Annotated in this window: 25 protein-coding genes, 1 tRNA gene and 2 pseudogenes; 8 read left to right on the top strand and 20 right to left on the bottom strand. The window is 68.3% G+C overall.

Annotated elements, in window-relative coordinates:
* Nucleotides 1-119: 119 nt before the first annotated feature.
* The 4 genes from C441_RS07340 to C441_RS07355 form a co-directional block, all read right to left on the bottom strand.
* Nucleotides 120-194, bottom strand: a tRNA-Val gene (locus tag C441_RS07340).
* A gap of 73 nt (nt 195-267) precedes the next feature.
* Nucleotides 268-519 (bottom strand): hypothetical protein, encoded by a 252-nt coding sequence (locus C441_RS07345; RefSeq protein ID WP_004969719.1) that lies wholly within the window; start codon nt 517-519, stop codon nt 268-270.
* A 246-nt stretch (nt 520-765) separates the two neighbouring features.
* Nucleotides 766-1299: a cob(I)yrinic acid a,c-diamide adenosyltransferase gene (locus C441_RS07350; RefSeq protein WP_007274543.1), complete on the bottom strand. Its 534-nt coding sequence runs from the start codon at nt 1297-1299 to the stop codon at nt 766-768.
* Nucleotides 1296-1535 (bottom strand): glutaredoxin family protein, encoded by a 240-nt coding sequence (locus C441_RS07355; RefSeq protein WP_007274544.1) that lies wholly within the window; start codon nt 1533-1535, stop codon nt 1296-1298. Before C441_RS07355 ends, C441_RS07350 begins: the two co-directional genes overlap by 4 nt.
* Before the next feature lie 191 nt (nt 1536-1726).
* Here C441_RS07355 and C441_RS07360 point away from each other — a divergent pair, with 191 nt between their 5' ends.
* From C441_RS07360 to C441_RS07370, 3 genes are read left to right on the top strand one after another with little or no spacing between them, the layout of a single operon-like run.
* Nucleotides 1727-2833 (top strand): metal ABC transporter substrate-binding protein, encoded by a 1107-nt coding sequence (locus C441_RS07360; protein ID WP_007274545.1) that lies wholly within the window; start codon nt 1727-1729, stop codon nt 2831-2833.
* Nucleotides 2830-3672, top strand: a complete 843-nt coding sequence (locus tag C441_RS07365; RefSeq protein ID WP_083874905.1) for a metal ABC transporter ATP-binding protein — start codon at nt 2830-2832, stop codon at nt 3670-3672. Before C441_RS07360 ends, C441_RS07365 begins: the two co-directional genes overlap by 4 nt.
* On the top strand, nt 3669-4667 hold the full coding sequence (locus C441_RS07370; RefSeq protein WP_007274547.1) for a metal ABC transporter permease: 999 nt from the start codon (nt 3669-3671) through the stop codon (nt 4665-4667). The genes C441_RS07365 and C441_RS07370 overlap by 4 nt, the downstream gene beginning before the upstream one ends.
* 51 nt (nt 4668-4718) lie before the next feature.
* Here the strand turns inward: C441_RS07370 and C441_RS07375 are convergent, their stop codons facing one another.
* From C441_RS07375 to C441_RS07385, 3 genes and pseudogenes are all read right to left on the bottom strand, one after another.
* Complete coding sequence (locus tag C441_RS07375) at nt 4719-6242, bottom strand: hypothetical protein (RefSeq protein WP_007274548.1); 1524 nt, start codon at nt 6240-6242, stop codon at nt 4719-4721.
* Between the two features lie 84 nt (nt 6243-6326).
* Nucleotides 6327-7093, bottom strand: a pseudogene (locus tag C441_RS07380) (ABC transporter ATP-binding protein).
* A 28-nt stretch (nt 7094-7121) separates the two neighbouring features.
* The gene (locus C441_RS07385; RefSeq protein ID WP_049920499.1) at nt 7122-7463 is read right to left on the bottom strand and encodes a hypothetical protein; all 342 of its coding nucleotides are present in this window, start codon (nt 7461-7463) and stop codon (nt 7122-7124) included.
* 226 nt (nt 7464-7689) lie between these two features.
* Between C441_RS07385 and C441_RS19875 the strand changes: the two genes are divergently transcribed.
* Nucleotides 7690-7866 (top strand): DUF7838 family putative zinc beta-ribbon protein, encoded by a 177-nt coding sequence (locus tag C441_RS19875; RefSeq protein WP_007274552.1) that lies wholly within the window; start codon nt 7690-7692, stop codon nt 7864-7866.
* Between the two features lie 22 nt (nt 7867-7888).
* Here the strand turns inward: C441_RS19875 and gcvPB are convergent, their stop codons facing one another.
* From gcvPB to C441_RS07425, 8 genes and pseudogenes are all read right to left on the bottom strand, one after another.
* Nucleotides 7889-9310 (bottom strand): aminomethyl-transferring glycine dehydrogenase subunit GcvPB, encoded by a 1422-nt coding sequence (gene gcvPB, locus C441_RS07390; protein WP_007274553.1) that lies wholly within the window; start codon nt 9308-9310, stop codon nt 7889-7891.
* Nucleotides 9310-10583: pseudogene (gene gcvPA / locus C441_RS07395) on the bottom strand (aminomethyl-transferring glycine dehydrogenase subunit GcvPA). The gene gcvPB and the pseudogene gcvPA overlap by 1 nt, the downstream one beginning before the upstream one ends.
* 70 nt (nt 10584-10653) lie before the next feature.
* A complete protein-coding gene (gene gcvH / locus C441_RS07400; protein ID WP_007274554.1) occupies nt 10654-11034 on the bottom strand; it encodes a glycine cleavage system protein GcvH in 381 nt (126 codons plus the stop codon).
* Between the two features lie 2 nt (nt 11035-11036).
* A complete protein-coding gene (gene gcvT, locus C441_RS07405; RefSeq protein ID WP_007274555.1) occupies nt 11037-12128 on the bottom strand; it encodes a glycine cleavage system aminomethyltransferase GcvT in 1092 nt (363 codons plus the stop codon).
* Nucleotides 12129-12358: 230 nt separating this feature from the next.
* Nucleotides 12359-13159, bottom strand: coding sequence for an energy-coupling factor ABC transporter ATP-binding protein (locus tag C441_RS07410; protein ID WP_049920500.1), 801 nt, complete (start codon nt 13157-13159; stop codon nt 12359-12361).
* Nucleotides 13147-13959, bottom strand: coding sequence for a cobalt ECF transporter T component CbiQ (gene cbiQ / locus C441_RS07415; protein WP_007274557.1), 813 nt, complete (start codon nt 13957-13959; stop codon nt 13147-13149). The genes C441_RS07410 and cbiQ overlap by 13 nt, the downstream gene beginning before the upstream one ends.
* A complete protein-coding gene (locus C441_RS07420) occupies nt 13956-14255 on the bottom strand; it encodes a PDGLE domain-containing protein (RefSeq protein ID WP_007274558.1) in 300 nt (99 codons plus the stop codon). The genes cbiQ and C441_RS07420 overlap by 4 nt, the downstream gene beginning before the upstream one ends.
* On the bottom strand, nt 14252-14908 hold the full coding sequence (locus C441_RS07425; protein ID WP_007274559.1) for an energy-coupling factor ABC transporter permease: 657 nt from the start codon (nt 14906-14908) through the stop codon (nt 14252-14254). Before C441_RS07425 ends, C441_RS07420 begins: the two co-directional genes overlap by 4 nt.
* A 127-nt stretch (nt 14909-15035) precedes the next feature.
* Between C441_RS07425 and C441_RS07430 the strand changes: the two genes are divergently transcribed.
* Nucleotides 15036-15452 (top strand): CopG family ribbon-helix-helix protein, encoded by a 417-nt coding sequence (locus tag C441_RS07430; protein ID WP_007274560.1) that lies wholly within the window; start codon nt 15036-15038, stop codon nt 15450-15452.
* 98 nt (nt 15453-15550) lie between these two features.
* Here the strand turns inward: C441_RS07430 and C441_RS07435 are convergent, their stop codons facing one another.
* The 3 genes from C441_RS07435 to C441_RS07445 form a co-directional block, all read right to left on the bottom strand.
* Nucleotides 15551-17965: a DUF2309 domain-containing protein gene (locus tag C441_RS07435; RefSeq protein WP_007274561.1), complete on the bottom strand. Its 2415-nt coding sequence runs from the start codon at nt 17963-17965 to the stop codon at nt 15551-15553.
* Nucleotides 17955-19439 (bottom strand): proton-conducting transporter transmembrane domain-containing protein, encoded by a 1485-nt coding sequence (locus tag C441_RS07440; protein WP_007274562.1) that lies wholly within the window; start codon nt 19437-19439, stop codon nt 17955-17957. The genes C441_RS07435 and C441_RS07440 overlap by 11 nt, the downstream gene beginning before the upstream one ends.
* 364 nt (nt 19440-19803) lie before the next feature.
* Entirely contained in the window at nt 19804-20289 is a 486-nt protein-coding gene (locus C441_RS07445; RefSeq protein ID WP_007274563.1) for an Lrp/AsnC family transcriptional regulator, read from the bottom strand.
* 425 nt (nt 20290-20714) lie between these two features.
* Here C441_RS07445 and tuf point away from each other — a divergent pair, with 425 nt between their 5' ends.
* Nucleotides 20715-21977 carry a translation elongation factor EF-1 subunit alpha gene (tuf, locus tag C441_RS07450; protein ID WP_004969741.1) on the top strand — a complete coding sequence of 421 codons (1263 nt, stop codon included), beginning with the start codon at nt 20715-20717 and terminating at the stop codon, nt 21975-21977.
* A gap of 119 nt (nt 21978-22096) precedes the next feature.
* Here the strand turns inward: tuf and C441_RS07455 are convergent, their stop codons facing one another.
* Together C441_RS07455 and C441_RS07460 are read right to left on the bottom strand one after the other, a co-directional pair.
* Entirely contained in the window at nt 22097-22348 is a 252-nt protein-coding gene (locus C441_RS07455) for a hypothetical protein (RefSeq protein WP_007274564.1), read from the bottom strand.
* 338 nt (nt 22349-22686) lie between these two features.
* Nucleotides 22687-23979, bottom strand: coding sequence for an ATP-grasp domain-containing protein (locus C441_RS07460; protein ID WP_007274565.1), 1293 nt, complete (start codon nt 23977-23979; stop codon nt 22687-22689).
* Nucleotides 23980-24123: 144 nt separating this feature from the next.
* Between C441_RS07460 and C441_RS07465 the strand changes: the two genes are divergently transcribed.
* Nucleotides 24124-24600 carry an NYN domain-containing protein gene (locus C441_RS07465; RefSeq protein WP_004969747.1) on the top strand — a complete coding sequence of 159 codons (477 nt, stop codon included), beginning with the start codon at nt 24124-24126 and terminating at the stop codon, nt 24598-24600.
* An 86-nt stretch (nt 24601-24686) separates the two neighbouring features.
* Entirely contained in the window at nt 24687-25535 is an 849-nt protein-coding gene (locus C441_RS07470; protein WP_007274566.1) for a TatD family hydrolase, read from the top strand.
* Nucleotides 25536-25562: the final 27 nt, after the last annotated feature.

The raw sequence follows: 25562 nt of genomic DNA on the forward strand, positions 1-25562 counted from the left end.
TTGGAGCGGATTCGAACCGCGGTCGCTCACGCCGTTCGCTCCCTGCTTTGAATCCGCCGTCACCACTTTCGATTCCACGGACTCCTCGCTGTCGCTCGTCGTTGCGAGGAATCAGAAAATGGGTTGGGGCGGATTCGAACCGCCGGCCTGCTCCGTGTGAAGGAGCCGTCATAACCTGGCTAGACCACCAACCCGGCTACGACTCTGATTTCCCGCGCCGCCAATTAAGACTTACGTTGTGCCCCGATTCGGGGGGCGCGAACACGCCTACTCGGGTCGCCGCACGCGACGGCGAACCCGCCCGGCGGCCCGGCGACTCCGCGTCGCCGCCCGGCGCGCGCCGTACTCGACGCGCTCCCGTCGCGTCTGCGGCGTCGGCTCCGGTTCGTCCTCGACCTCGCGCCCGAGCGCCGCCATGAGGCGGCGACGGAGCGGTGCCGTCTCCTCGTCGAGTCCCGCGTACAGGTGCTCGAACCCCCGTCGGAAGTAGTACCGCGCGTCGGTGAAATGTCGGTTCATACCTCCGGATAGTCCCGCGGACGAGAAAACGGTTATGTCGCGCGGTACCGAGTGTCACATGTCTGAGAAAGAGCGATACACTTTAGTAATTCTTAGGCATACCTAAAACTGGGAACGCAGGCCACACTTGGTGGTCGGTCCCAGCGTCTGGCCCCATCCGGGACGGCGATACCGTGGGCACGATTCGTCCGTCCTGGTCCCACTATCCTCGCGAGCGACCGCGTCGACCCCGGCGGGCGCTCGGAGTCAGTACGTCGGCGACTCCTCGGGCACGCCGTCGCGTTTGTTGACCAGTCGCGCGAAGACGAAAAGCGCGTCCGAGAGGCGGTTGAGATACGCGACGACCTCCTCGTTGACGGGTTCTTCCGCCGCGAGCGAGACGACGCGGCGCTCGGCCCGCCGGGACACCGCGCGGGCGTGGTGGAGTTTGGCCCCCGTCTCGCTCCCGCCGGGGAGGATAAACGACGTGAGCGGGTCGAGTTCCTCGTCGGCCTCGTCAATCCACGCTTCGAGTTCGTCCACGTGGTCGGCGGCTATCTGGGGGTCGTCCTCGTCGGGGCCGGGGTTGGCGAGGTCGGCCTGCACGATGTGGAGATGGTTCTGGACGGCTTCGAGCACGTCGTCCACGTCGTCGTGGCCGGTCGGGCGAACGGTTCCGATGAGCGCGTTCACCTCGTCGACCGTCCCGTAGGCCTCGATGCGGTGGCTCGTCTTCGACACGCGGGTCATGTCCCGCAGGTCGGTCATTCCCTCGTCGCCGCGGCCGGTGTATATCTTCATGCCAGCGTCTGGTCGACGTACCGGAGGATGTTCTCGCTCTCGGCCATCGTCACGCCGCGGTCGCCGTCGACGAGGACCGGAACGCCGCGCTGGCCGCTCACGCGCTTGACCTCGTTTCGGTCCGAGTGGAGCGCGTCGACCCACTGCGTCTCGTAGTCGACACCCGCCTCCGAGAGCGCGTCGTGGACCTTCTCGCAGTACGGACAACCGTCGAGCGCGTAGAGTTCGATTCCCATGTCGGGCCGTTGGGCGCGCCGGCCCAAAGAGATTTGCACGCCGGTGGGTCCGAGCGCCGCGCACTCCTGTTCAGCGGCATCGTCGTCGGTGCCCCGTGAGCCGTTGCGGCTCGCCACTTGTTTTAGACTCGTCTAATTTAAAACTTAGAGCAACAAATCTATATAATGCGTTGTCTCTATCTAGAATAGTAATGAACGCGAATCCAGATTCGGCCGGTACCAAACTCTCTCGGCGGTCGGTCGTCGCGGCCGGTTCCGGTCTGTTGACGGCCGGGCTCGCCGGTTGTCTCGGCGGTGGCGGCGGAGCGGGAGGCGGAACCGACGGCTCGAACACCGGCTCGAACGACGCCTCCGGCGGGTCCGAGTCGGAAGGCGGCCCCGTCGTGGTCGCCTCGTTCTTCAGTTTCTACGACTTCGCGCGGGAGGTCGCGGCCGACACCCCGGTGACCCTGAAGAACCTCATCCCGACCGGGCTTCACGGTCACGGCTGGGAACCCGATGCGAGCGTCACGCGGGACATCATCGAGGCCGACGCGTTCGTCCACGTCGGAGAGGACTTCCAGCCGTGGGCCGACCGCGCCATCCAGACGCTGAAGGACGACGGCGTGGACACCCAACTCATCAACGTCCGCGAGGGCGTCGAACTCGTGGAACTCGCCGCGAGCCTCGACCGCGACGAGGAGGGCGTCGGCGAGGGCCGCGGGAAGGACCCCCACTTCTGGCTCGACCCGCGGCGCGCCAAGACCGCCGTGGACAACATCACGGAGGGGCTGGTCGAACTCGCCCCCGGGCACGAGGAGACGTTCCGCGACAACGCCGACGCGTACAAAACCGACGTGCTCGACCGCATCGACCGGGACTATCAGGACATCTTCGACCGGGCGTCGCGCAAGGTCGTCCAGTTGGCGGCCCACAACGCCTTCCAGTACATCGGCGTCCGCTACGGCGTCGAGATGCGCCCGCTCGTCGTCAACCTCGCCGCCAGCGGCGACGTGAAGCCCTCGGACATCACCGAGGCCAAGCGCGTCATCGAGGACAACGACATCAGGTACATCGGCGCGGGCGTCTTCGAGACGCGCCGCCCCGCGAAACAGCTCATCGCCGAGACGCCCGTCGAGGCGTACTTCCCCGTCACCCCGTACGCGGGCGTCCGCGAGGACTGGGTGGAAAACGACTGGGGCTACGAGGAAATCGCCGACAACATCAACATGCCGACGTTCGAGGTCGTCCTCGGCAACAAGTCGCCCGAGGAAGTCGGCTACGACGGCTGGGCCGACGAATGGAGGAACTTCGAATGAGCGTCTTCCGTAATGGCCAGTCCGCCGAGTCAGCTGAGTCCGCCGACACCGGCGTCGCCGCCGCCGCCGCCGATGACGGCCGCGGCTCGTCCGACCCCCTCGTCGAACTCGCGGACGTCGAGTTCGGCTACACCGCGACGCCCGTCGTGGAGGACATCTCGCTCCGCATCGACCCCGGCGAGTACGTCGCCATCGTCGGGCCGAACGGCTCCGGCAAGTCGACGCTGATGAAGCTCATCCTCGGCCTGCTCCGTCCCGACGAGGGGTCTGCACGGCTGTTCGGCGAGCCCTCCCACGCCTTCGACGACGGGGCGCGCATCGGATACGTCGCCCAGCACGCCAGCGCCTCCAAGGAGATGCCCATCACCGTCCGCGAGGTCGTGAAGATGGGTCGGTTCCCCCACGTCGGCTTCGGCCGACTCTCCGCCGAGGACCACCGCATCGTCGACGAGGCGCTCGCCACGGTCGGGATGTCCGAGTTCGCCGACCGCCGGGTGACGAAGCTCTCGGGCGGCCAGCGCCAGCGCGCCTTCATCGCCCGCGCGCTCGCCGGCGAGGCCGACCTGCTCGTCTTGGACGAGCCGACCGTCGGCGTCGACGCCGAGTCGGTCGACGCCTTCTACGACCTGCTCGAAGCGCTCAACGACGAGGGCATCACGGTTCTCCTCATCGAACACGACCTCGGCGCGGTCACCGACCACGCCCGGCGCGTCGTCTGTCTCAACCGCGAGGTCTACTTCGACGGCCCGACCGACGAGTTCGTCGAGAGCGACGCGCTCGCGCGGGCGTTCGGCACGGCGGCCTCCTTCGCGGGCGGTTCGGGCGGTGGTCGCGCGTGATTCCCCTCGAACTGTTGGTCGCGCTCCAAGCGGGGCCGTTAGACGCCGTCCTCGCGCCGTTCTACTGGGTCCTCGCGCTGTGGTCCGACCTGCTTTTCGCCGTCGGCGACGCGACCGGGCTCGGCTTCCTCGACTACCGGTTCATGCACCGCGCCATCCTCGTCGGCCTCTGCATCGGCGTGATGGCCCCGCTCATCGGGACGTTCCTCGTCCACCGCCAGCTCGCGCTCATCGGCGACGCGCTCGCCCACACCGCCTTCGCCGGGGTCGCCGTCGGCCTCTTTCTCAACGGCGTGTTCAGCCTCGGCGTCTCGCCGTATCTGACCGCCGTCGTCGTCGCCGTCATCGCGGCGCTCCTCATCGAACTCATCTCCGAGGCGACCGACGCCTACAACGACGTGTCGATGGCAATCGTGCTCTCGACCGGGTTCGCGCTGGGGACCGTCCTCATCAGCCTCAACGCGGGCGGCCTCGCGGTCGGAATCAACCAGTACCTCTTCGGCAACCTCTCGACCGTCTCGGCGGAGAACGCCGCCATCCTGCTCGTGCTGTTCGCCGTCATCGTCGGCACCGTCGCGCTCACGCGCAACCAACTGCTCTACGTGACGTTCGACGAGACGGCCGCCGCCGTCTCGGGCATCTCGGTCACGTGGTACAACCGCGTGATGGTCATGCTGACCGCGCTGGTCGTCGTCGGCGCGATGCAGATCATGGGCGTCATCCTCGTCGCCGCCATGCTCGTCGTCCCCGTCGCGGGCGCGGCGCAGGTCTCCCGAAGCTTCTCGGAGTCGCTTTTGGTCTCCGTCGTGCTCGCCGAACTCGCCGTCCTCCTCGGCATCGGCGCGTCCTACTACGGCGAGGCGACCGCCGGCGGCGTCATCGTTCTCGTCGCGGTCGGCATCTACGTGGTCTCCGTCGCTATCGGGAAAGTGCAGGCGCGCGCCGGAGAGGACGCGGCCGCAGAACTGGGGAGCATCGAGTCTTCCGACCCGTAACGTCCCTCGCGCGTTTCGCCCCGTGTGTCTTCCCGGCGGTCCCGATGCGTTTCACGGCTCGTATCGGCCGATTCGACCGAGTGCGTCTCGGAACGCGCACCAGCCCACGCCGAGTCCGAGGAGTGCCGTCGCGGCGACGGCGACCGTCACGGCCGTCGAGCGCGATATCGAGCCGGTTTCGACGGCGGCGGTCGCGGCAATAGCCGGCATTCCGACGAGCGCGACGACCACGGAGAACGCGGAGAGCGCGCCGAGCGGTGGGAGCGCGACGCCGCGCGAGCGAGTCGTCGAGTCCGTCGGCGAGAGCCGAAGACCGGCCGCGAGCGACACGACGGGCGCTGTCGCACCCAGAATAGACCCCACGAGCGCGACACCGACACAGACCACCGGGGAAGCGCCGACCCAGAGCGCGGCTCCCAGCCCGGCTCCCGCCGAAATCGCAGTCCCCGGAATGGCCGCCGACAGCACGTAGCCCGTCGCGATTCGCTCGCGCCCGTGGGGTGCCGTGAGCGTGAGCGGGAGCGCGGTTCCTTCGGTTCCGAGCGGGTCGAGCGTCACTCCCGCACCTGTCGCCACCGCGACGTAGGTCGCGACGACGGCCGGGAGCGCGGTCGGGAACGTCTCGACGACCACGAGTCCCACCCCCGCGGTGGCACCGACGACGATGCCGCTGAACAGGAGTGCGCGGGGCTCGCGCCACAGTCGGAGCCACACGACGCGAGCGACGGCGGCCGTCGGCCGCGAGGTGATGCGGGCGACGAGGCGGCCACCGGCGACCCGCAGTCGGGTTACGATTGCCGGTTCGTCCCGCGTCGACCCCGCTTTGCGACCGTCTGCCCGTTGGTATTCGGTTATCCGGCGGGCCGTCGCGATACCGAGCCACCACGCGACCGGCGTCCCGAGGAGAGCGGCGACCGCGCGACGCTCGGAGGCACCGACGCCCGCGCCGACGAGCGCGAGGTCGGCGTACCAACCGACAGGGAGCCGACCCAGGAGCGCGAAGGACGACCGGGTTCGAACGAACGTAAAGCCCACGAGCGTGACCACCACCGCGCCGAAGAGGAGCCGGTGTCGTCGCACTCGCGGATAGTGACGAAACACCGCTTGGACCCCCAGCGCGACCGGGAACGTCACTGCACCGACCGTCGTGACCAGCGCGACGACGGCGAGGAACGCACTCCCGGCCGTCGTCGGTGACGCCGCACCGATGGCGAACGCGACGCCGCCGGCGGCACCCACGACCCCGACGAATCGGCCGGCGAACGCGAACTGGTCGAGTAGTTCCGCGGTGAAAAACGCCGTCGGGGAGAGCGCGAGACGACGGTGGTCCGTCAGCTCGTCGTCTGTTCGCCGAGCCGTTCGCACGAGCACGCCGTAGCAGGTCGCGACTGTCAAGAGTCCGGACAGCCCCCGCGCGGTGCCGACCACGCCGGAACCGCCTCCGTCCGCAACGGCGACGCCGGCGGCGTACGCGCCCGGGTCGCTCCAGACCGCCTCGTAGCCGGGGACCGGGAGCCGGCCGACGACCGCGAGGAGCGCGAACGAGACGGCGGCGAGAGAGAGCACAGACACCATCGGTCGGTCGCGTGCTCGCCGGACCCCGCGGACCGCGCGGACGCGAACGACGTGTCCGACCTGTCGAGCTATCGCCACCACCAATCACTCGCTCCGGTCGTTCGTCATCTCTAAGAACGCGGATTCGAGCCCCCCTGACTCGCCGCCGCGCTGTGCTTCGCGTTTCACCGCGTCTAGCGGTCCCTCGGTGACGAGCCGTCCGTCCTGAATGACGCCGACTCGGTCCGCGAGCGCCTCGACGACGGTGAGCAGGTGCGACGAGAGGAACACGGTGGTCTCGTCGTCGGCCAGGTCTTCGATGACGCGGCGCATCGTCCGCGCGGACCGCGGGTCCAGCCCGGACGTCGGCTCGTCGAGAAACACGACGTCGGGGTCGTGCAACAGTATCTGAACGAGGCCGACGCGCTTTCGCATCCCGCGAGAGTACTCCCCGAGGCGGCGGTCGGCGTCGTCGGTCAGGTCGAACCGGTCCAGAAGCGCCGAAGCCCGCTCGCGTGTCGTCTCGGCCGGGAGGTCCCGGATGCCGCCCGCGTACTGCAACTGCTCGCGCGCGGTGAGCTCGTCGTACAGCGGCGGCACGTCCGGCAGAAACCCGATTCGACTCGTCACCGACGCCCTGTCTTCGATGGACGCCCCGGCGACGCGCGCGCGCGACCGCTCGTCGGCGCCGTCAGCGTCGTGAGCATCCGCATCGTCGTCGTCTTCCCCGCGCCGTTCGGACCGAGGAACCCGTAGACGCTCCCGGACTCCACTCGGAGCGAGAGCCCCGCGACTGCGACGGTGTCGCCGTACTCCTTCCGGAGCGACTCGGTCTCGATTGCTAGCGGCACATCATGTTCACCAAGTGTCACGATATTCAACCTGTCTCCTCGCCCGCGCTCAGTCCGACTGGCTCCCTTGGACGTTCCCGGTCGGGTCCCACAGGAGATCGACCGCTCCCCCGACGCCGAGAAGAACCAACAGCACCGGGAGGTCCGTCGGCGCGCCGACCGCGTAGGCGGTGACGCCGACGACGCCGAGCGGGACCACAACGAGACGCTCGACGTTCGGAATCCGGTGGAACAACAGCACCGTCAGCGCGGCCCCCGTCAACGAGGCGAGGAGCAACACTTGTACGGGGTCGTGACCGCGGACGGCGGCCCGGACGGTTAGCCCACCCCAGACGAGGGTGAGGAGGGAAAACACCAGTACGCGGGGGCGCTCGGTGATGCGGGAGGACACGGTCGATGACTGTGTCCGAAACTGTATAATACTTTGACAGACGGCCCGGCGACTCCGGTCCGTCGCGGCCTCGGAGTTCGACGGGGCGGACACGGCCTCCTGAGCGGACAGACGAGCGGGGTGCCGACGAAAAACCGAATTTCATATCGCGATATTTGATTTATTGAACCCGTCACAGCGCCCGCGAACCAATATCTTCAACAACGACTACCACGGATTCGACCCCATGAGCGACCTCGAAATCGAACGCGAGTGCCCGGCCTGCGGCAACGACACGTTCTACCTCGCCGCCAGCATGGAGATTCACCTCGGCAAGAAGACGAAGTGGCACTGCACGGAGTGCGACTACGGCTACATCCACATCACGGACGACATCGAGACGTACGCGAAGGCCGAAGCGTAACCGCGAAAAAGGATTTCTCTCGTTATTCGTCGTCGCCGAGCGCCCGCCACGAGAGCCGCGGGTTCCGCGCGGCGGACACCTGGTCGATGCGGCGGGCGCTGGTCTTCGAGGGCGCGGTTTCGAGCGCCTCGTCGGAGTCGGCGTACGCCGCGTTGAAGGCGTGCGCGAGGTCGTCGAGCGACGCCTTGTCCTCGACTTCCGTCGGTTCCGTGAGCATCGCCTGCGAGACGAGTTCGGGCCACTTCGTCGTCGGCGGGTGGACGCCGTAGTCGAGCATCCGCTTTGCCACGTCGGCGGCGTCGCGGTCGCCCGAGGTCGCCGCGAACTCGTGGTGGAACGGCCCGTAGGGGACTTCGAGGTCTATCTGCGAGGCGAGGTAGTTGGCGTTGAGGACGGCCTTCGCGCTGGCGTCCGCGAGGCCCGCGTCGCCGAGGCGGGCGATGTAGGCGTACGCCTTCACGAGCACGAGCCAGTTGCCGGCGAAGCCGTGGACCTTGCCGATGGACGACTCGGGTTCGTACTGCTCGTAGCCGGCGGCCGTCTCGCGGACCATCGGACTCGGGAGAAACTCGGCGAGCTCGTCGACCACGCCGACCGGGCCGGCACCGGGGCCGCCGCCGCCGTGGGGCGTGGCGAACGTCTTGTGGACGTTGTAGTGCATGATGTCGAAGCCCATGTCGCCGGGGCGGGCGCGGCCGAGCAACGCGTTGAGGTTCGCGCCGTCGTAGTACAGCAGACCGCCCGCGTCGTGGACCAACTCGGCGATATCGACGATGTCGCGTTCGAACAGCCCGAGCGTGTTGGGGTTCGTGAGCATGAGCGCGGCCGTCTCCTCGGAGACGGCGGCGTCCAGCGCCTCCATGTCGACGCGGCCGTCGTCGTCCGAGGGGAGTTCGACCACGTCGTAACCGGCCATCGCGGCCGACGCGAAGTTCGTCCCGTGGGCCGACGAGGGGATGATAATCTCCGAGCGGTCGTCGCCGCGGGACTTGTGGTAGGCCTTGGCGACGAGGATGCCCGTGAACTCGCCCGCGGCGCCCGCCGGGGGCTGGAGCGTCACGGCGTCCATGCCGCCGATGTCGGCGAGGTACTCCTGTAAGCCGTGCAGGAGGCCGAGCGTCCCCTGAATCGTCCGGTCGGAGCGGTCGGGGTGGACTCCCGCGTTGGGGTCCGCGGCCACGTCCTCCGTGAACGAGGGGTTGTACTTCATCGTACACGACCCGAGCGGGTACGGCCCGAGTTCGACGCTGTAGTTCATCTGCGACAGCCGCGTGTAGTGGCGCGCCAGTTGCGGCTCCGACAGCGCCGGGAGCGTCAGTTCGTCGCGGGTCAGGTCGTCGGGGAGGACGCCCTCGGAATCGACTTCGACGGTCGTGCTGTCCTTTTCGGATAAGAGCGGTTCGTACTCGTCGTCGCGGCTGAATCGGGCTTGGTCGAAGTTCATCAGATGACCTCCTCGAAGGCCGCGACCAGTCCGTCCGCGGCGTCGGCGTTCGCGTCGGTGATACAGACCTGCAGGTGGTGGTCGGTGAGGGCGTGGACCGCGAAGCCGCGGCCCGCGAGGTCGTTCGTGATGGCGGGCGCGGGCTGGTCCGTCCGGACGACGAACTCGCGGAAGTGGTGGCGGTCGTACAGCGGCGCTTTGACGCCCGAAAGCTCGTCCAGCCGGGCGGCGAGGTCGCGGGTGTCGGTGACGGCCCGCTCGGCGAGGTCGACGAGGCGGTCGGGGCCGAGCCACGCCATGTGCATGGCCGTTCGGAGCGCGACCCACGCCTGATTCGTACAGATGTTCGAGGTCGCGCGCTCCTTGCGGATGTGCTGTTCGCGGGTCTGGAGCGTCAGCGTGAACGCCCGCATGTCCGCGCTGTCCTCGGAGACGCCGACGAGGCGGCCGGGGACCTGCCGGAGGTACTCCTCGCGGGTGGCGAAGATGCCGAGTCCCATGCCGTAGGCCGTTCCGAGGCCGAGCGCGCCGGCCTCGCCGACGACCACGTCGGCACCGACGCTCGCGGGCTCTTCGAGGAGCGCGAGCGCGACGAGGTCGCTTCCGAGACAGAACAGCGCGTCGTTGTCGTGGGCGAGGTCGCCGATGTCGGCGAGTCGCTCCTCGATGACGCCGCGGACCGTCGGGGTCTCGGCGTACACCATCACGGTCTCGTCGTCGACGAGGTCAGCGAGGGCCTCGACGTCGACCGCGCCGTCGGCCATCGGGTACTCGCCGATTTCCATCTCCGCGCCGTCGAGGTAGTTTCGAGGACGCCGAGGCGACCCTCGTGGAGGTGTTCGGGGACGAGCACGCGGTGGCCGCTCGCGCCGCGACGGAGGCGGTTCGCGAGGAGCGCGGCCTCGGCGAGCGCCGTCGCGGCGTCGTACATCGAGCAGTTGGCGACCGGGAGCCCGGTCAGTTCGACCAGCATCGACTGGTACTCGAACAGCACCTGCAGGAAGCCCTGCGCGATTTCGGGCTGGTACTGCGTGTACGAGGTGAGGAACTCCGAGCGCCGCGAGAGGTCGTCGACCAAAGCCGGCACGTAGTGGGCGTGGTGGCCGCGGCCGAGGAACTCCGTCAGCTCCTCGTTTCGCGAAAACAGGTCGGCCATGGCGTTCCTGAGTTCCTGTTCGTCGGCGCTGTCGACGCCGAACTCGCCGTCGAAGCGGACCTCGTCGGGGATGTCGAAGAGGTCTTCCGCGCTGTCGACGCCGACGGCGTCCAGCATCGCTTCCTCGTCGGCGTCGGTGTGTGGGGCGTACGGGCTTCCGACCCGCCGTCCGTTTCCAGCCGTCATCTCACTCCGTCTGCTCGCGGTACTCCTCGGGGGAGAGGAGGTCGTCGAACTCGCTCGCGTCGGCCGGCTCGACTTCGAGCATCCAGCCGTCGCCGTAGGGGTCGTCGTTGAGGAGTTCCGGGGCGTCGAACAGCTCCTCGTTGACGGCCGTGACCGTGCCCGAGACGGGGGCGTACAGGTCCGAGACGGCCTTGATGCTCTCGACCACGCCGAACTCCTCGCCGGCGGCGAGTTCGTCGCCCTCGGCGGGGAGTTCGACGAAGACGACGTCGCCCAGTTCGTCCTGTGCGAAGTCGGAGATGCCGATGCGGACGGCGTCGCCCTCGGTGGTGGTCCATTCGTGCGATTCCAGGTACTTCCGGTCGTCGGGGATTTCGAACATTGTCAGTTGATGAAGGGGGGTGTCACGATTACTGCGCGCTTCTCGCGGCCGCGGACGAGCACCGAAATCTCGGTCTCGTCGTCGGCGTACTCGACGGGGACGTAGCCGAGGCCGATGGGCTCCGACAGGGTCGGGCTCATCGTCCCGCTCGTCACGACGCCGATGACCTCGCCGTCCGCGTCGGCGATGTCGTAGCCGTGTCGCGGGACGCCGCGGTCGAGGAGCGTGAAGCCGACGAACGTCTCCTCGACGCCGGCCTCGCGCTGTCGTTCGAGGGCGTCGCGGCCCACGAACTCGGTGTCGAGGTCGACGACGAACCCGATGCCGGCCTCGTAGGGGGTCCGGGGCTCCGTCTCGGGGTCGAAGTCCTGTCCCGAGAGCAGATAGCCCATCTCCATGCGGAGCGTGTCGCGGGAGCCGAGTCCGCAGGGGGTCGCGTCGAGCGCCGCCCAGACGGTCTCGGCGTCGTCCCACGGGCAGAGGACCTCGAAGCCGTCCTCGCCGGTGTAGCCCGTCCGAGCCACCCAGCACTCGACGCCCGCCACGTCGGCGAACGTCGCCTGGAACTTCGAGAGGTCGCCGAGGGCCGCGTCGGGCGCGGCGTCGGTGACCGAACCGAGGGCGTCGGGGCCCTGTACCGCGAACATCGCCCACTCCTCGGTCACGTCCTCGACGGTGGCGTCGAGGTCCCACTCGTCGCGGAACGAGGTCCACCGGTCGTACATCTCCTCGTCGTGGCCCGCGTTCGGGATGAAGAGATAGACCCGCTCGTCGCGGTCGGGGAGTCGGTAGACGACGGTGTCGTCGACGATGACGCCCTCGTCGTTCACGATGGCCGAGTACTGCGAGTCACCCGGTTCGAGGGCCGTCACGTCGTTCGTCGTCAGGCGTTGCATCAGCGCGGTCGCGTCCGGGCCGGACACCTCGAGTTCGCTCATGTGCGAAACGTCGAAGATGCCGGCCGACTCGCGGACGGCCGCGTGTTCGGCCTTGATGGAGTCGTACTCCACAGGCATGTCCCATCCGCCGAACTCGGTGAACGTCGCCCCGGCGTCCGCGTGGACGTCGTACAACGGCGGCTTGCGAAGGCCCATACACGCCCCTGCGAACTGCGATAAGTAATGCTTTGGTATCTGTTCGCTCGGTGTGGCCACAATCTTGCATTAATTTGGGTTCTGTCACGGGGTAAAACACCACGAACCCGCAACCTGTTGGCGAAATATGCCGTCTGAGTGTGGCACCGACCGGGGCGGCGGCGAGAGTGATAAACCGATTATTGCGATACCGAATTCGAATCTCTGCGCGTGCGTCGGGACACGGCTCGCTACCGCGTCTCGTCCAGCAGATGGGCTCGCGCGTCCGAGACGGTCAGCGGAACGTCGTCAGCGTCGAGTATCCCCTCGAACAACTGCACCGTCGCCGGCGGCCGGAGACCGTTCTCCCTCAGCAGGGTGGTGTCCGTCAGCACGTCTCGAACAGAACCGTCCGCGGCTATCGACCCCTCCTGCCCGACGACGAGTACTCGGTCGGCAATCTCGGGCACGACGTCCACAGACGGCGTGAACAGCACCACAGTCCCCTCGTGGCCGGTTACCAGATCCAGAATGCGTTCCCGGTAGCCGGCGTCGACAGCGCCGAACGGCTCGTCGAGGAGGAGCACCTCCGGCTCGAACGCGAGGACGCTCGCGACCGCCGCCCGCTGTTTCTCGCCCCCAGACAGACGGAACGGCGGGCGGTCCAGCAGGGACTCTAACCCGAGTTCGGCCGCGAGGTGCGCGACCCGCTGTGTCGCCGTCCGCCGTGACATCCCGAGCTGGGCCGGCCCGTATTCGATGTCCTCGCGGACGGTCGTATTGAACAGGTAGTCGTCGGGGTCCTGCAGGAGCACGCCGAGGCGGTCCCTGACGGCTTCGGCGTCCGCCGTCTCGCCGAAGTACTCGACCGCGCCGGCCGTCGGCTCGACGAGTCCGCCGAGCACGAGTTGTAGCGTGCTCTTTCCCGACCCGTTCGCACCGATGACGGCGACCCGCTCACCCGCCTCGATTGCGACCGTCGCGTCCCGGAGCGCCGTCGTTCCGTCCGGATACTCGTGTGTCAGGCCCCGCGCTTCGATCACAGGCCCCATCGGACCACCCCCGAGCCGACGACGGCGACGACCGCGAGCGCGACCAGCGCGTAGTCGCCCCCGTCGACGGCCCGCGACCGGCTGTACGGTGACGGCGGTCGGGAGCCGCCGCGGGCCCGCATCCCGCGGCCGACCCGTTCGCCGCGGTCGAGGGTCCGCAACAGGAACGTCCCGACGAGCCGTTTCGCGTCGCGCCACCCGTCGCGAAGACTCGACTGGCCGGTCGTGCGACTGTTCCGCGCGAGAACGAGTCGCTGTAACTCGTCGAAAAACAGGAACAGGTACCGGTAGGTGACGGCGACGACCCACACGAGCGCGACCGGGACGCGCAGTTCCCGCATGGCCGCGACCACCGACGAGAACGGCGTCGTCATCACGATGAGCGACAGAAGCGCGACGCCGACGCCGACGCGGAGCGTGAACAGCACGACGTACGCGACGCCGCCGTCAGTGACGGCGAACCCGAACGCCCGTACGAGCGCGTCCCCGGGGAGCAGTACGGCTTGCGGAACGACGATAACGGCGGAGACGAGCGGCACGACCGCCGAGCGTGCGAGCAACTGTCGGAGCGGAACGGCCGACAGCCTCGCCAGGAGGACGGTCACGACACCGAAACAGAGGGCGACCGCGACGGTTCGCGTGAGCATCACCGCCAGCGCGAGGCCAGCGACCGAACACAGGGAGACGCGAGGGTCCCGTCGCTGGAGAAAGCCGTCGGACGAGGCCACCTGTTCGGCCGTGAAGACGGCCCGAAGCGCCCCCGTGATAGATCCGACCGAGCGGCCGACGACGCCGGTCACTGTTCGAGGAGGCGACCGACCCCGACCCCGACCGCCAGCGTGGCCCCCGTCCCGACGACCGCCGAGACGAGCGTTCCGAGCGGCGAACTGAGCCCCGGCACGGAGTAGTCCGGGAGCAGTCCGGGGGAGATGGGTTCGGCCGCGTCGGCCGCCCCGGTCTCTTCGGCGGCGTTTTCGAGCGGTTCTGCGTACCCGACGACGCCGGACGCCCAGCCGAACACGGGAGCCAAGACGACGAGCACGAGCAGTCCGAAGAGCGCCCGCCGGCCCCACGAATCAGACACGAGCGCGTTCACAGCCCAACCTCCGGGGAAAGCGAGTCGTCGTCGAATCGCCCGAGGACGAGGTCCGGCCGAGCGTCCGCGACGTAGCCGTAGACCGCGGCCGTAATCGCGCCCTCGACGAGACCCAAAAGCGCGTGGCCGACGACCATGATTACCACGGTCGCGTTCAGTTCGTAGGCGAACGCCGACGAGAGGCCGACGCCGACGCCGACGACCAGCGCCGAGACGGTAATCGCCCCCCACCCGGCGACGAACGAACCGCCGGTTTCGTGAACCCCTCGGAGCGCTCGGAAGAGGGCGTAGCCGACGAGGACGTCGACGACGGCCATCGCAAAGAGGTTCGCACCGAGCGCGATGATGCCGCCGTCGCCGAACACGAGCGCCTGTATCGTCACGACGGCGGTCATTGCGAGGACGCCGAGATACGGTCCGAGGAGGATACCGGCGAACGCCCCGCCGACGAAATGAGCGCTCGTCCCGCCCGGAATCGGCCAGTTCAGCATCTGCGCGGCGAAGATGCCCGCCGCGACGACGCCGAGAAGCGGCGTTCGCTCGTCGCCGAGTTCGCCGCGGGCGCGTCTGACCGCGATACCGATTACGATGCCGGAGCCGAGCCAGAAGAGACCCGCCACCCAGGGGTCGAGAAAGCCGTCCGGAATGTGCATTCGTATCACACGTGTGATTCGGTCGAGCAATAATACTTCTCTTCCAAATCGTAATACTGGTCGGTGTGATGTCGATTCGGAACCGTCACTGCCAACGACTAAACGCTTGGTGCGAAAAGGCGAGAGTATGAGCCAGGACGTCGACCGGATGAGCGTCACGCTCCCGCCGAGTCTGCTTTCCGAACTCGACGACGTGGTCGCCGACGGCGAGTACGACAGCCGCTCGGAGGCGACCAGAGACGCGCTTCGCGCGTTCGTCACGGAGTTCAATCAACAGACGGGGCTCTCCGGGAGCCTCAGCGGAACCGTCGTCGTCCTCTACGAGCACGACCACAGCGGCGTGAGCGAGGAGCTGACCGAACTGCAACACGACTTCACCGAGACCATCATCGCGGTCCATCACGTCCACCTCGGCGACCACCTCTGTCTGGAGTCTATCGCCGTCGACGGGACGGGCGAGCGAATCGAGGAGTTGCTCTCTCGGATTCGACCGCTGAAGGGCGTCCATCAGGTCAAACTCACCGTCGTCGAAGCGGACCGGTAGCGGACGAGCCGAGCGATTTTGGCGACCTTCCGGGGAGCTTCGGGTGACGCGCTCACCAGCGCCCGACCGAGAGCGCGTTCGGGACGAGTGCGGAGCGCTTAGTCGTCCGCGGTGGCGGGCGCGGGCGGCGTCTCCGGTTCCGGGCGCGCTTCGACTTGCTCGGCCGCCGGCGACCACGTCAGTGCTTCCTCGTAGTGGAACGCGCGGTGGTCCTGCGTCGGGTCGACGACCGTCAGCGAGAGCCAGTCGTTGTCGAGCAGTTCGGTCAGCTCCTCGTGGTCGGCCAGCACGTCGGTGACGCGGTCGACCGGCGCGTGGATAATCGTCGAGAGGCGGAGCGGCTGGTGGTACGGCCTGTCGTCGGCGGCCATCAGCGACTGGAGGGGGAGGCCGGTCATCAGGTCGCCGCCGTTGCCCTGATAGACGCCGACGTTGCCGACGGGGTTCTGGGTCACCTTCGACCCGCTCCCGTAGACGGCGTTGTCGACCGTCGAGAAGTAGTACTGCATGTTAATCCACTGGGTGACGACCATCGGGCCCGTGAGAATCGCTTCGAGCGCGTCGCCGTCGGGGTCCGTCGAGTGGTCGTAGGAGTGGAGGAACGCGCGGCCGTCGAGGTCGAGGTCGCTCGTCAGTTCGCGCGGCCCGATGACGAAGCCGGCGTTGCCGGCCAGCCCCCACTCGGGGCGCGTCTCGGCCCAGTCGGCGGCGCGGCGCTCCGCCTCGCCGACGGCCGCGGCGCCGTCTGCGCCCGTCCGTTCTGCGGCCGCGTGCTCGCGGGCGACCGCGAGGTCCGCGCGCAACTGGTCGAGGTCGTCGGCGTGGCTCTCGGGCACGTCGCCGTCGTACAGTTCGATTTCGTCGGTCGTCGTGTTGTGCTGGCCGGCGACGAACACCGTGTCCTCGGGGATGTCGAACCCGCGGTCGCGGAGTTCGGCTTTGACCGTCTCGTCGTTGCAGATAGCCGCGAGGACGCGGGCGTTCGGGCCGCCGGGGTTACCGGCGCAGGCCCCGCAGTCCAGACTCGAATCGTAGGGGTTGTTCGCCGTCTCGCTGGCGTGGCCGGCGAACACGACGAGCCGGCCGAACTCCTCCCAGCCCATCAGCCCGAAGGCGTTCGCGGCGTACTCGACTTTCTCCTCGTCGGTCAGCCCCACCGGGAGGTCGCCGGCGTAGGAGTGCTGGTGGTGGACCACCTGGTCGCAGAACTCGTGGTTGTCGGGGACCGCGTCGTCGGCGCTCCCGAGCAGGTCGGCGACGCGGCCGGGGACGAGCGTGCGGGCCGCGAGGGCCACCCCGTAGCCGCTCCCCGCGCTCTCGACGAAGCCGAAAGCGGTCGCGGGGTTGGTCTTCAGCGCCTCGATGGCCTCGCCCGCCGCCTCGCGGAAGCGCGACCAGCGGTCGTGGGTCGCCTCCGCCTCGCCGCCGGTCGGCACCTCGGAGACGCGGTGTTGCGGGTCGACAATCGGGGGACAGGCGTCGACCGCCACCTCGGCGTCGTACCCGCGGTACTCCATCGGGACGCCGAAGAAGCCGGCGTAACCGTGGGTCTCGTAGTCGCCGGTGTCCTCGATGTGCCGGCGGATGACCTCCGAGCGCGTGTCGATACAGAAGACCAGTTGCGCGTCCGGGCGACCCGCGGTGTCTCCGTTTTCGAGCGCCTCGCTCTCGGCGGCGACGCGGTCGACGACCTCGTCGCGGTAGCTCGCCTCCCACGCGGTCAGGAACGCCTCGGCGAGTTCGTCGGTCGCCTCGGCCTCGTCGCTCTTCGATCCGGTCGACGGCGCGACGTCGACGCCGAACGCGTCGAGGAGCGCGAGGCGGGCCGCGAGGTAGCCGACGAGCGAAATCGGGTACGCGGACTGCCATTCGCCGCCGTCGGCGGCGCGTTGCTTGATGAAGCCGGTCCAGCCGGGGAGCGCGGCGAGTTGCTCTTCGAATATCGGCACCCACTGGCTCTCGGGGTACGGCGCTACCGCGGACTCGATGGCCTCGACCGGCGACTCGGGCAGGTCGGCGACGAGACCGTCGTCGGGAATCCGGCCGTCGTGAGGGGCCATCGACCGGAAGGCGCTGTAGAAGCCGTCCTCGCGGTCCGGCATCGGCCAATGTGCCTGCCCCTCGTCGAGGAACGCCGACAGCCACTTCGTCAGCACGCGGTCGACCCGCGCGGCATCGGCGTCGGTCCCGGCGTCTGGGTGGCCCGACTCGTCGGCGGCGGCCATGCGCTCCAGCAGGACCTCGGGTTCGCCCTCGTAGCCGCGCTCGGCCAGTTCCGCGTCGAGAACCGCGGGGTCGATTTGGCCCCCTTCGAGGGCGGCTTCGAACGTCTCGGGGGTCGGATAGCCGCGGCCGCCGATGAGGTCTGCGGCCTGCGTGACCGCCTCGCTGAACGGCATGTCCTCGAAGCCCGAAAGCGGGTTGGCCGTCACGAACGAGTGGACCGGCCAGACCGAGCCGACGGTGGTCGCGGCTTTGTCGATGCTGTCTTCGATGCTGTGTTCAGTACTCATTGTAGTCCTCCGTGGCGGTCAGAATGGTGCTGGACGCGGGTTGGCTCGCGTTCAACAGCGCGACGTAGAGGCGGCGACTCCGCTCGTGGACGCCGAGTTCTATCGCGACGTAGACGACGAGGAAGACGCCGGCGACGAGCGCGTGGAGCGCGCTCAGTTCGGCGGGTGCCTCGACGACCGGCAGTCCGGACAGCACGCTCGAAATTCCCCGATAGACGAGGGCGTACACGGTGATGGCAGGAAGGAAGACCAGCGGGACCGCGCCGTAGCGGACCGTCGAGGGGAGCGCGGCGCGCGCGACGACGTTGCGGGCCGCGTGTAGCGTGGTGAGCACGACGAACGCCACGAGCAGGAGCCCGCTGTCGAGGTGCGTCCCCTTCCCGGTGAGCGCCGCGAACAGCGCGCCGCCGGCCAGTCCGGTCGCCACGATGACCGCGGAACCAACGGCCCCGGTCCCGTGGTCCTCGTGGTCGCTCGGGGCCGTCCGCTCGACCGCGCCGCCCGCGCTGAGGAAGTGGTACGCCTTGTAGAAGCCGTGCAGGATGAGGTGGGTAATCGCGGCCCCGAAGAAGCCGAGGCCAGCCTGCATAATCATAAAGCCCATCTGCCCGATGGTCGAACAGCCGAGCTCGCTCTTGACGTCCGACTGGACGTTCTTGAGCAGTTTTCCGACGAGGGCGCTCGTCGCGCCGACCGCCACGATACCGAGCATGAGCGTGGCGTCGAGGGTCACGACCGGGGCGAACCGGAGCAGGAGGATGCCGCCGGCGTTGACGAACCCGGCGTGCATCAGCGCCGAGGCGGGCGTCGGCGCGGTCATCGACGAGAGGAGCCAGCCGTGGAACGGGACGAGCGCGGACTGAATCATCGCCGCGAGCACGAGCGCGACGACGGCGACGAGCCACGCCGGGCCGCCGAGTCCGTCGGCGTTCGCGGCGACCCCCGAGACCGTCGTCGCGCCGGTCGCCCACCACAGCGCCGCGAGCGCGACGCCGAGGAACGCGCTACTGGCGAGGAAGTACCTGCGGGCGACGCTCGCGGCGGCCTGCGCCTGCGGCCAGCCGTCGACGACGCCGATGAGGTTCGCCATCGCGAGTCCCATCGCGAGCCAGAATAGCCAGAACAGCGCGAGGTGGTCGGCCGCGACGAGGCCCATCACGGCCACCGTGAAGCCGAACACGGTCGCGAAGAACTCCGTCTCGCGGGCGGAACCGGCCATGTAGCGGCGCGAGTAGCTGTGGACGATGCCGCTGAAGAACGTCACGACAACCCACAGAAGCACGGTCAGGCCGTCGACGGCGACGACGCCGGGGACCTCCCACGCGCCCCCGAGTCGGACTCGGGCGAAGAGCACGGCGACGCTCGCGGCGAACAGCGTCCACACGAGCCGCGTTAGTGCAACGGGCGCGAGCGGCGAGTCCGCCGCCGCGTCCGGGAGTGCTCCGACCGTCGGGTTCGAGCTGTGTCCTGACATCGTTCGATTCGTCGTTGACCAGTTCGGTCACCGGGACGGCACCCCGGTCGGATACTGGTCGCCCTTACGCCCATCAGAGAACAGATTGTCTATTAAATCTATCTACATTCACAAACCGTTCGCAAATTAGCCATTATAGAACATTATAGTTTCGCGGCGTCGACTCTCGACTCTCAGAGTCGATTCCGCGTAGAACAGTTCGCTCGAGGCCTGATACCCGGTGAAGCGGCGCGAGCGAACGAATCGAGTGCGCCGGCCCGACGGCTGTCGCCCCGCCGCGGTGCCCGGCGACTGCGGTCGCTCGCCTGTCTCGGTGACCGATTCGTGAACGGCCCGTTCGTCGGTGGATGCCGCGCGCGCCCGGTCAGGAGTCGTTCTCGGCGTGCCGCTCGGAGTCGAACTCGCCGAACGGCGTCGTCTCGTGCGTGCGGACGAGGACTTCGTCGGCGACGGTGACGCCCATGTCGAGAAGCTCCTGCGCGATGGACGTGATGTCGTCGTCCGTCTCGCAGACGGCGGTCACGAGGAGGTTCTGCTCGCCGGTGACCAGTTCCTGGACCGCCACGACGCCGTCCATCTCCAGAATCTCGGGGACGAGTTCGCCCCGCTTGGGAATCGAGGCGGTGCAGTACAGCAACATCCGGAGCGGATAGCCCGACTTCTGATAGTCGACGCTCGCGCTGTAGCCTTTGACCACGCCTTCGGATTCGAGCCGCTGGATGCGCTTGCGGACGGTGCTGTCCGAGGTCCCCGTTCGCTTTGCGATGTCCCCAGACGACATGTTCCGGGCGTCCTCCTGGAGTGCGTATAGAATCGCCCTGTCCACGTCGTCGATGTCCTCGCGGGCCATACCACTACCTCCGCGAGGAGCACACTTTAGCCTTTGATATCGCGCGGACGCCCTCTCGCGTCTCGACCTCGGCGGTAGATTTATTACCCAAACGATAGAATTAGTTACTATGATTGTTGTAAAGGACAACGCCGATACGTCTCACGCTCACGAGCAGTCCGTTCGCCGCACGGCCACCTTCGCCGACATGGCCGCCGCGATGCGTCAGTTCTGAGCCGTCGGCTTCCGCTTCGATTCCCCGCTCGACTCTCGCTCGGTTCGCCCGACGGCGTCGCAACGTGACGGCGTTCCTGAGTTTTCGCGTTTCCTGATAACCCGTTTCCGCGACCCGTCTGAGCCGGCGCGAGACGCGCTTCGCCCCGGGAAAACGGATTTACCTTTGGGTGTCATATTTTACCAAACTGGGCGACACCGCCCTGATACCCATGGCAGACAAACCACACCAGAACCTGGCCATCATCGGACACGTCGACCACGGGAAGTCCACCCTCGTCGGCCGGCTTCTGTTCGAGACAGGTAGCGTCCCGGAACACATCATCGAACAGCACCGCGAGGAGGCGGCGTCCAAGGGGAAGTCGGGCTTCGAGTTCGCCTACGTCATGGACAACCTCGCCGAGGAGCGCGAGCGCGGCGTCACCATCGACATCGCCCACCAGCGCTTCGACACGGACAAGTACTACTTCACCATCGTCGACACGCCCGGTCACCGCGACTTCGTCAAGAACATGATTACGGGCGCGTCGCAGGCCGACCACGCGATTCTCGTCGTCGCCGCCGACGACGGCGTCGCGCCGCAGACCCGCGAGCACGTCTTCCTCGCCCGAACCCTCGGCATCGAGGAGCTCATCATCGCGGTCAACAAGATGGACGTCGTCGACTACAGCGAGGACTCCTACAAGCAGGTCAAAGAGGAGGTCCAACAGCTCCTGAACCAGGTGCGGTTCAACTCCGACGACGCCGGCTTCATTCCCATCTCGGCGTTCGAGGGCGACAACATCGCCGAGCCCTCGGAGAACATGCCGTGGTTCGACGGGCCGACCGTCCTAGAGGCCCTGAACAACCTCCCCGAGCCGTCGCCGCCGACCGACGCCCCGCTTCGCGTCCCGATTCAGGACGTGTACACCATCTCCGGCATCGGGACGGTCCCGGTCGGCCGCGTCGAGACGGGCATCCTCAAGACCGGCGACAACGTCCGGTTCATGCCCTCCGACGCCGGCGGCGAGGTGAAGACCATCGAGATGCACCACGAGGAGGTCCCGGAGGCCGGCCCCGGCGACAACGTCGGCTTCAACGTCCGCGGCGTCGGCAAAGACGACATCCGCCGCGGCGACGTCTGCGGCCCGGCCGACGACCCGCCGTCGGTCGCCAAGACGTTCAAGGCGCAGATCGTCGTGATGCAACACCCCTCGGTCATCACCGCCGGCTACACGCCGGTCATCCACGCGCACACGGCGCAGGTGGCCTGCACGTTCGAGTCCATAGACCAGAAGCTCGACCCCGCGTCGGGCGAGGTCGCAGAGGAGAACCCGGACTTCATCAAGGCCGGCGACGCCGCCGTCGTCACGCTCCGGCCGCAGAAGCCGCTCAGCATCGAACCGTCGTCAGAAATCGCCGAACTCGGGAGCTTCGCCATCCGCGACATGGGACAGACCATCGCGGCCGGCAAAGTGCTCGAAGTCAACGAGTAGCGCCCGGTCTCGACCTCGGTTTTTTCGCGTCACCGCCGCGACAGCGACCGCGTCGTCTCCGCTCTCACCCGGTTACGGGCGGCGCAGGAGCGGCGCGCGAGCGTTCGTCGCGTCCGGCGTCACTCGTCAGCGCCGGGGTAGAGCGCCGACACCTGCCAGACGTTCGCGCGGACGCCGGCCCTGACGATGTCCATCCGCACGCGGTCGCCGGCGTGGTGGTTCGCGAGGTAGTCGCGGAAGTTGCTGTTCTCGTAGGAGGTGACGTGGTACGTCGAGCCGTTGTCGCCGCGGAGCGTCGCCGCACCGTGGTCGTTTACCTCATTTACGATTGTAAATGTATTCGGGTCATTTCTGGACGCCGTCTCGGACATACACGACTATACGTTAATTAGACACATAAAACCCGCCACTGCGTTTAGTAAATCATTATAAACTATTCCGTGATTGTCTCTCGGGCGGGACTGTCCGCTCGCCGTCTGTCGGTTCTCCGAGAATGGCCCGCGTCCGGTGGTCGATTCGGCGGGCCGTGCTCCGGCTGTTGAGTCGTGACCGGAGTGGGACGTGACGCGACACGGCCGCGCTGTCGAGCGCGGGTGGGTCGTCGAAACGAACTGTGTCGCGTAAGTACGGCTTCTCGAATCGGGGACGGGGCGCAGTCAACCTAGGGAGTAGAGCTAGTTAACCGAATGGCTTGATATATCCGGTCTCATTAGTCACCCGCGTCGCCGCGGACCCCGCGACGAACGTCGACGTAGTAGTCGCGGAGCACGTTCCGACCGATTCGAAGCGGCGTCTCCGGTCCCATCTCCTCGTCGAGCACCGCGGTCACGGTCCGCCGCTCGCCCGCGAGTTCGACCACGATGTCCACCCGCGGGGGCGCGCCGTCTTCGACCGCGGCCGACGGTTCGGTGCCGAGGTCCGCCGCCAAGTCGGGAGCGATTCGAGTCATCGACGCCGCGGTGTCGATGCGGGCGAGCACCTCTTTCGACCCGCTGATTCCGGTGACGGTCACGCGCTCGGCGTGGCCGACGACCGGAACCCGCTCGTCGCGGACCCGCGAGGGAGCGTCCGCGGGCGGCGTTCCGTCGAGGTCGCGACCGAGGCGCTCGACGAGCGCCGAGTCGACGCGCCCGCCGGCCCGCTCGATTGCGAGACCGGCGATGGCCGCCGCGGGCGACCGCCCGGTGGCGCGGAACAGGCCGCGGAACCCCGCGGTCGGGTTGACTTCGAGGACGAGCCAGCCGCCGTCGCTCTCGATGAGGTCGACGCCGGCGTAATCGAGACCGAGCGTTCGCGTCGCTCGGAGCGCCGCCCCCGCGGCCCCCTGCGGGAGGTCCTCGGTCGCGTCCTCCACGTCGCCGCCGAGCGCGACGTTCGTCCGCCAGTCGCCCGCCGGGGCGTAGCGGTACATCGCGCCGACGACCTCGTCGTCGACGACGTAGATTCGGAGGTCGCGGTGGCGCTCGCTCGCGTCGACGTACTGCTGGACGAACGCCCGGCGGCCGTCGACGGTCGCCGAGACGGCCCGGTCGTGGTCGACCAGCCACGTCCCCCCGCCGTTGGTCCCGATTGCGGTCTTGTAGACGACCGGCGTCCCGAACCCGTCGCGCGCGGCGTTCAACTTGGCGTCCGCCGTCGCCATGTACGTGTGTGGCACCGGGATGCCCGCGGCGGCCAGCCTGCTCGACGTCGCGTGTTTGTGGACGGCGACGAGGACGCTCCGCGGGTCGTTAAGCACGGGCCGAACCGCGGCGTAGCAACTGGCGATAGAGAGGTCTTCGAGCGGGCTCGTCGATTTCGACAGCAGGAGTCGGTTGACCACCACGTCGACGTCGGGGTCCAGCGCGACGCCCGCCCGCGACACGTCGATGCCGACCGCCTCCTCGTGGAGCCAGACGGCCTCGTGACCGAGCGCCGTGACCGCGTTGCTGATGGCTTTCGTCTCCCTGCTGTCGTGGAACCCCAGAATCCCTACGGTGACCGTCTGTGCATCCCCACCCATGGGTGAGCTACGCGTCCCGGTCGTATCAGCGCATCGCGAGGTCTCGGGAAACGAGACTGTGCGGCCGCGCGACGCGTCGCGGGCGAGGGGACCCCGGTGAGACTCCCTCGAAATTTATAAACCCGAAACCGGGCGAGGAGATGTATGGACCTCCTGCGGCGGTTGGTCGGCCCCGACGGGCTTCCCTCGGGCCGAGTGGCGCTCTTCGTGGACGGGCCGAACGTCCTCCGCGACGAGTTCGACGTGGACTTAGACGACATCCGGGCGGCGGCGCGCTCCCTCGGCGACCAGTTGAGCGCGGCGCGGCTCTACCTCGACGAGCACGCCACGCCGGGGCTGATTCAGGCCGCGGAGGCGCGCGGGTTCGAGGTCGTCGTCACGAGCGGCGACGTGGACGTGAAGCTCGCGGTCGACCTCACGCGCTACGCCGTCGAGGACCGCGCCGACGTCATCGCGGTCGCCTCGCGGGACACCGACTTCAAGCCCGCCTTGGAGACGGCCAACGCCTACGGCCTGCGGACGGTCGCCATCGCGCCGGGGAGCTACGGCCGCTCGGACGCGCTCCAGAACGCGGCGACCCACGCGATGACGCTCGACGACCTCGACGACGGCGACGACTGAGCCGACACCGACGTCGAACCGCCCCGCCTCGCACCGCGCCGACCGCGAACGGTTCGCTTTTTCCTCCCCCGACCGACCACTCGCCCATGCAGGAGTTCGACACGCCGGTCGTGGACAACCACCTCCACCTCGACCCGGACCACGGGCGCGGACTGGAGGCGGTGAAGGATTTCGCCCGGAGCGGCGGCACGCACCTCCTCGTCGTCAACAAGCCCTCGTGGCTCCTCGGCCACGAGGTCGAAACCGGCGAGGACTTCCGCCCGGTCTTCGAGACGACCGTCGAGGTCGTCCGCGAGGCCTCCGAGATTCTTCCCGGGCGCGCGTGGCCGGTGCTCGGCGTCCACCCCGGCCTCGTCTCGAAGCTCGTCGACGACCGCGGCTACGACCCCGAGGCCGCCCGCGACCTGATGTGCGCGGGTCTCGACACCGCCGCCGAGTTCGTCCGCGAGGGCGACGCGCTCGCGCTCAAGTCCGGCCGCCCGCACTACGAGGTCACCGACGCGGTCTGGGAGGCCTCGAACGCCGTCCTCAGACACGGCCTCGACCTCGTCGCGGACTGCGACTGCGCGCTCCAACTCCACACGGAGTCGACGACCGACCTCTCGGACGTGGCCGAGTGGGCCGACGAACGCGGCGTCCCGGGCGAGCGCGTGATCAAACACTACGCGCAGGGCCACCTGACCGGCGGCACGCCGAGCGTCATGAGCGACAAGGACCGCCTCGAAGACGCCGCCGAGCGGGGCGAGCCCTTCCTCATGGAGACCGACTTCATCGACGACCCCGACCGCCCCGGCGCGGTGATGGGGCCGAAGACCGTCCCCCGGCGCGTCGACTGGCTCCTCGACGAGGGCCGCGACGCCGCCGTCCGAAACGCGCACGTCGAGACGCCCGCGTCGGTCTACGGCGTCGACACCGAGGCGACGCTCGACCGATAGCCGGCGACGCGACGCGGCCCCAGAGAC

The organism is Haloferax sulfurifontis ATCC BAA-897 (assembly GCF_000337835.1).
GTDB classification, from domain to species: Archaea; Halobacteriota; Halobacteria; order Halobacteriales; family Haloferacaceae; genus Haloferax; species Haloferax denitrificans.

What these genes read in the sequence shown, in the direction of transcription:
- C441_RS07465 (WP_004969747.1), top strand. Translation starts at nt 24,124, where the DNA reads ATGGACCTCCTGCGGCGGTTGGTCGGCCCCGACGGGCTTCCCTCGGGC.
- gcvH (WP_007274554.1), bottom strand. Translation starts at nt 11,034, where the DNA reads ATGTTCGAAATCCCCGACGACCGGAAGTACCTGGAATCGCACGAATGG.
- C441_RS07410 (WP_049920500.1), bottom strand. Translation starts at nt 13,159, where the DNA reads ATGGGGCCTGTGATCGAAGCGCGGGGCCTGACACACGAGTATCCGGAC.
- C441_RS07345 (WP_004969719.1), bottom strand. Translation starts at nt 519, where the DNA reads ATGAACCGACATTTCACCGACGCGCGGTACTACTTCCGACGGGGGTTC.
- C441_RS07375 (WP_007274548.1), bottom strand. Translation starts at nt 6,242, where the DNA reads ATGGTGTCTGTGCTCTCTCTCGCCGCCGTCTCGTTCGCGCTCCTCGCG.
- C441_RS07435 (WP_007274561.1), bottom strand. Translation starts at nt 17,965, where the DNA reads ATGAGTACTGAACACAGCATCGAAGACAGCATCGACAAAGCCGCGACC.
- C441_RS19875 (WP_007274552.1), top strand. Translation starts at nt 7,690, where the DNA reads ATGAGCGACCTCGAAATCGAACGCGAGTGCCCGGCCTGCGGCAACGAC.
- gcvT (WP_007274555.1), bottom strand. Translation starts at nt 12,128, where the DNA reads ATGGGCCTTCGCAAGCCGCCGTTGTACGACGTCCACGCGGACGCCGGG.
- C441_RS07455 (WP_007274564.1), bottom strand. Translation starts at nt 22,348, where the DNA reads ATGTCCGAGACGGCGTCCAGAAATGACCCGAATACATTTACAATCGTA.
- C441_RS07350 (WP_007274543.1), bottom strand. Translation starts at nt 1,299, where the DNA reads ATGAAGATATACACCGGCCGCGGCGACGAGGGAATGACCGACCTGCGG.
- C441_RS07365 (WP_083874905.1), top strand. Translation starts at nt 2,830, where the DNA reads ATGAGCGTCTTCCGTAATGGCCAGTCCGCCGAGTCAGCTGAGTCCGCC.
- C441_RS07460 (WP_007274565.1), bottom strand. Translation starts at nt 23,979, where the DNA reads ATGGGTGGGGATGCACAGACGGTCACCGTAGGGATTCTGGGGTTCCAC.
- C441_RS07430 (WP_007274560.1), top strand. Translation starts at nt 15,036, where the DNA reads ATGAGCCAGGACGTCGACCGGATGAGCGTCACGCTCCCGCCGAGTCTG.
- C441_RS07440 (WP_007274562.1), bottom strand. Translation starts at nt 19,439, where the DNA reads ATGTCAGGACACAGCTCGAACCCGACGGTCGGAGCACTCCCGGACGCG.
- C441_RS07470 (WP_007274566.1), top strand. Translation starts at nt 24,687, where the DNA reads ATGCAGGAGTTCGACACGCCGGTCGTGGACAACCACCTCCACCTCGAC.
- C441_RS07360 (WP_007274545.1), top strand. Translation starts at nt 1,727, where the DNA reads ATGAACGCGAATCCAGATTCGGCCGGTACCAAACTCTCTCGGCGGTCG.
- C441_RS07445 (WP_007274563.1), bottom strand. Translation starts at nt 20,289, where the DNA reads ATGGCCCGCGAGGACATCGACGACGTGGACAGGGCGATTCTATACGCA.
- gcvPB (WP_007274553.1), bottom strand. Translation starts at nt 9,310, where the DNA reads ATGAACTTCGACCAAGCCCGATTCAGCCGCGACGACGAGTACGAACCG.
- C441_RS07425 (WP_007274559.1), bottom strand. Translation starts at nt 14,908, where the DNA reads ATGCACATTCCGGACGGCTTTCTCGACCCCTGGGTGGCGGGTCTCTTC.
- C441_RS07355 (WP_007274544.1), bottom strand. Translation starts at nt 1,535, where the DNA reads ATGGGAATCGAACTCTACGCGCTCGACGGTTGTCCGTACTGCGAGAAG.
- tuf (WP_004969741.1), top strand. Translation starts at nt 20,715, where the DNA reads ATGGCAGACAAACCACACCAGAACCTGGCCATCATCGGACACGTCGAC.